Source organism: Flavobacterium sp. NPDC079362 (genome assembly GCF_050267765.1).
Classification (GTDB): domain Bacteria; phylum Bacteroidota; class Bacteroidia; order Flavobacteriales; family Flavobacteriaceae; genus Flavobacterium; species Flavobacterium azizsancarii.
Map to the genome: position 1 here is coordinate 1 of NZ_JBNNFM010000070.1, position 5087 is coordinate 5087.

Annotated in this window: 3 protein-coding genes; all 3 read right to left on the bottom strand. The window is 33.2% G+C overall.

The window, feature by feature from the left end:
- Nucleotides 1–724 precede the first annotated feature (724 nt).
- A complete protein-coding gene (locus tag ACQKCJ_RS24610; RefSeq protein ID WP_427403136.1) occupies nt 725–2398 on the bottom strand; it encodes a hypothetical protein in 1674 nt (557 codons plus the stop codon).
- A gap of 77 nt (nt 2399–2475) precedes the next feature.
- The gene (gene istB, locus ACQKCJ_RS24615) at nt 2476–3222 is read right to left on the bottom strand and encodes an IS21-like element helper ATPase IstB (RefSeq protein WP_427403137.1); all 747 of its coding nucleotides are present in this window, start codon (nt 3220–3222) and stop codon (nt 2476–2478) included.
- Between the two features lie 44 nt (nt 3223–3266).
- Nucleotides 3267–4823: an IS21 family transposase gene (gene istA, locus ACQKCJ_RS24620; RefSeq protein ID WP_427403138.1), complete on the bottom strand. Its 1557-nt coding sequence runs from the start codon at nt 4821–4823 to the stop codon at nt 3267–3269.
- Nucleotides 4824–5087 lie beyond the last annotated feature (264 nt).

The window sequence follows — 5087 nt, forward strand, 5'->3', positions numbered from 1 at the left end:
GGCGACCTTTGCAGCGGAATCGTGGCGTACTTTGAAGCGGAATGGGTGGTGTACTTTGTAGCGGAATCGTGGCGACCTTTGCAGCGGAATATCCAGTAGTCGATATCTTTCTCCATAATCACACTTTTAAGATTCATAAAAATGTAATTTAAATGCAGAAATGATTGAAATATAAGTAGCAGTATTACTTGTCCTTAGAAGGAAGTATATTTCCGCAAATCTGATCAATACTAGAGAAGATATCGAAAAATAATAATAAAGTTTAAGTCGATCTGACTACGGCAACGTAATGTGTTTTGAAGTTATTAAAATGTAGTTACTCAGGTTACAAAAAACAATATTTAGGTCATTGCCAAAATATTGTAAGGAGAAATTGTGATAGAGGTCAGAGATAACATTCTTTGCTAATTTGATCTATAGCAAACATTCTAAGATAGAAAATTTATATATTATACTGTTTTGTTGGAATATATTCTAATAAAAAAAGACAAATTATAATTGGTGCAGAAGGATTCGAACCTTTGACCATCCCTATTGAAAATCGGGATCGTCTATCCAGGTGAGCTCTGCATACTAAAAACCAATGTAAAAACAAAAAAGCTACTCATTTGAGTGGCAATTCGTGAACTTAGAAGGAGTGAATTCCAACCTTTTACTGGAAGATTTGAAAGTTTTAGCCGACTCGTTTGAAGATATATTGTGATTAGATTTAGACAATATAGAACTATTTGTTTAATGATGACAGAAAGAACTGCATTCCTCTGAAATCTCCAGTCCCATCACCTGAGTTTCTGTCATAGGTATGTTGTTTGACTTGATACATTAGTAAGTAATTATTAGAATGCATATATTCTAACAATAAGTCAGTTCTAAAATACTCAAAATTTTGAGAATAATAATCTTCCTCAAAATTATAAGATTTGTGTGCAAGAATATTATTTTCATCTAGTATTTGAAGATTTTTAGTATCAGCTCTCAGACTCAATTGTTTTCCAATATTTGTATTTGGAATGGTTGAACTAATTGATGGAATTACTTTTGAATTACTTTCCCATAAATAATCAGTAAGCGTTTGTTCAAATTCAAAAGAAATTCTTTTTTTCTTTTGAATTTGAACAACTTTATTTAAATCTTCTTTTTTATATTTTGCAGGATAATGTAATATGTCAAATGGTGTTATCATATGTCCAACTTCTTCTTCAGTTTCTAAAGGCAAGTCTTTATGATTTAAAAGAGCAGTTGGTATATTGTCAGCCCAATATAATTCTCCATAATATACTTTTGACAATGAACTTCTTGAATTAACAACATCATCTCTCCAATCAAATTCTGTACCTAGAATATCATCAATATTTTCAGAAATTGATTCTTTTTTGATAAAAAATGAATCAATTAATAAAAATGACCTATTGTCATAAGATTCACTTTGTCTCTGATTAATGAAACCTGATAACATAATGAATTCTTTATCTTCAAATAAATTTAATAACGAATCATACATAGGCTTGTAAACCCAGTTTTGACTTTCATCTATATGTAGAAATAAATCATACAAGTACAATTTTTCATTAAACTTAACTGGCTTTGGGTTACTAACCTCGATTTCTATATCACCCAATCTAGAATAACTTTTTTTATATTCAGAGTCTTCTTCATTCCAAATATTTAGCTTTCCTTCATTTAGCAAATAACCGGCATAATCAAAGAAAGACATCCAAGAATATTTTTTACCTAGTCTGTCAATTTTATCTTTTACTCCATATAATGATTCACCATTTTTAAATTTTAATTCTGTTTTACTTAATTCTATCTGATTAGGTCTATACCCCAGATTTAATATCTGTCTATAAATGTGTGCTGTATTTGTTAATCTATTTTCATTGTCTCTTTTTTCTAATCTTGGTATGGTATAATGAACAAAATCACCTCTTAAAGGTTCGGGATTATCACTTAATGTCCAATGCAAATATATTTCCTTAACCTTTTCAATATCTTTTTCTTTGATTTCAAACCAAGTACCAATAGTAAACTTATAATTACTAAAATTATCTATTTCAGCTTCATTGACAGTGTAAATTTCTTTGTACACTGCTAAATCAACTAAATGTTTTATTGAATCAACAACAATATAGTTATATTTAGGATTTGTTGGATTTTCTCCAAACTGTAAATTATAGATCTTATCTATATTTTCTTTTAGTAAATTATTTATAAAACCATCATCATTTTGTCTTTCTAAACAAATACCATAACAAATTGACACTAATCTTTCATAGATGTATGTTTTATCAATATTTGCATATTCGAAAACCTTGTTGAAAATTAATTGAGGATATTTATTAAAATATTCAAATAAAATTATAGTTACTTTATTGATTATTCCGGTGAAAGTGTACACCTAATTCCGGTTTAAACTGGACAGTTTATTCCTTAGAAAATGAAGAGTTATTTTACTGATGTTTTCTTGGTTTAAAATTAGGTAATTTTTGTACTGCTTTTCATTTTTTTTCTCATCGATTCTCCTTTGAGTTCAAAACGTATTGCTGAGTGTATAATTCGATCCAAAATGGCATCGGCTATTGTCTTTTCTTCTATAAGTTCATACCAGTTTTTTATGGGTAATTGTGAACAAAAAATAGTAGCTTTTTTTTGATTTCGGTCCTCTATAAGATCCATCAATATCATCTGTTTATCATTGTTGATAGCCTGGAGCCCAAAGTCATCGATGATTAGTAAATCATAATTCTCTATTTTATTGAGTTCTCTGATATAGGAACCATCGGCTTTAGCTAGCATTAACTTGTGAAAAAGTTTTCCCAGATTATAGTAAAGCACTCTATATCCTTTAATGCAGCCCTGGTATCCCAGAGCTGTTGCCAAAAAGCTTTTTCCTGTCCCTGTACAGCCCGTGATAATGATATTTTCATTTCGATCAATAAAAGAACAGTCTGATAAACGGGTCAGAAGATTCCGGTCAAGATTCCGATCTGCGGTATGGCTCATCTCCTCTAAGGAGGCCTGGTAATGGAACTTGGCATTTTTGAGTAATCGCTCTGTGCGACTGTTGTTGCGATGGTTGTCTTCTGATTCTATAAGCCATGAGATAAATTCATCGTTAGTAAAAGTATCCTGATTTCTAGTCTCAAAGGAAGATTCATAAGCTCTTTTCATTCCGTGTAGACGCATCTTATACATCTTTTCGATTGTGGCACTGGTGTTCATATTTGACTTTTTTTTAATGGATTTCTTTTGATTTGTACTGAGTCCTAGCAATAGTAATCTGCTCCCCTGATATTGTCATGCTCTATGATTACGGTGTGGAATAAATCGGGTTCTTCTTCCTTGTCGAGTCCTCTTTCCAAAATATTTTTGATTGGTATATACCCAACAGCTTCATGCTTTAGGGCACGTTTGCAGGCGTTATTTAGCCTCTGGTTTCCAGCTTTAAGTCCAAGGTTTAGTATTCCTATACAGCTTTTGTAGCTCTGTTCCTGGTACTGTTTTTTATCCAGGATTTTTTCGATACACTCCTTTACGCAAAGGCCTATTTTTTCTGCACGTGTGATAAAATATTCCGGATTCCAGCCGCTTGTGTAAGTATGATTCATTGGCATGTGTTCCTTTACAGTAGTATAATGAAAGGCTTTTCGGCTTCGTGCATGCAAGGCGATACGGGTCTGATTCTGATAGATTTCCACTGTATTGTGGGTAAGGATCATTTTAACCTTTTTACCAATATGAGTATAGGGAACGCTGTAATGGTTCTTGTCGGTTGAATAATAGACATGAGAGTTTTTCTGTACGGTTGCCATTTTATAGTCTCTTAGTTCATATCGCTCTAGTGGTAAGGGGCGCAAAGCTTCCTTTTCCATTTCTAAAAACAAAATTTTTCGACTGTGCTGTTTTTTCTGAAAAGGAGTTTGATTATAAGATTCCAGAAGCCCCCTTATGGCTAAATTCAAGTCAATGATGCTGTAAAATTCCCGGTCCCTTAAAACAGCATAAATACGAGTATAACTAATATTTACAGCTCCTTCTACAAGAGATTTGTCTTTTGGCTTTAAAGCCCTTGCCGGCATTATTGAAGTATCATAATGCGAGGCGAAGCTGGCAAACTGCTCGTTTATATGGGGTTCATATCGATTGGATCTGGTTACAGCTGATTTTAGATTATCCGGGATAATACAAGCAGGAACACCTCCAAAAAAAAGCAGGCAATTTTGAACACTGTTGATAAAGTCGGGTATCTGCTGAGAATAAGAAGCTTCTACATAAGTATATTGACTTGCACCCAAGGTGGCTACAAAAACTTCCACCGGTTTTATTTCACCGGTTTGCTGATCGATGATATGGAGTTTCTTTCCTGCATAATCGATAAAGAGTTTCTCTCCAGCCTTATGGATAGTAGGCATATATCCTTGGGATTTCTTACTCCACCTACTGTAATGTTCACAAAACTGAGTGTACATGACCCCTTGCGGGTACTTACTTTTATAGGCATTCCATAGAATCTGACGCGTAACCCCAACACGCTTTAATTCCTTCTCCACATGAGGAAAAAAGGCATATAAATCCAGATGAATATGTTCTCTTGTAGCACTGTTTAAATCATCCGAGAATTCAAAAAATTCAGATAAGTCGGCTTCTTTAAGTTCCAAGAGGTCTTTCATACTTATGCCAGAACTTTCAATAGCCCCTAAATACTTGACGATAGTTGTCCTTGATTTTCCAAGACTTAGAGATATTTGGCTATTGGAAAGACCGTTGGCTTTCATTCTAATGATTTCTCGTATCATAACTGATCCTATTGATTTATTGGCCATACTTATGTGATTTGATCACAAAGTAGGACTAAAAATCATCATTAAAATAACTGTTCACTTTGCCCGGAATAAACTGTTCACTTTGCTCCGGAATGACTGTTCACTTTGCCCGGAATGGACTGTTCACTTTACTCCGGAATGAACTGTTCAGTTTGCTCCGGAATACCCAACCAAGCCTGTTTGATGGATTATAAAGTCTTATATTATAACACTGCTAATCTTTTTAATTTATTAAAAATAAGTAAATTAGACGGGACATACCTA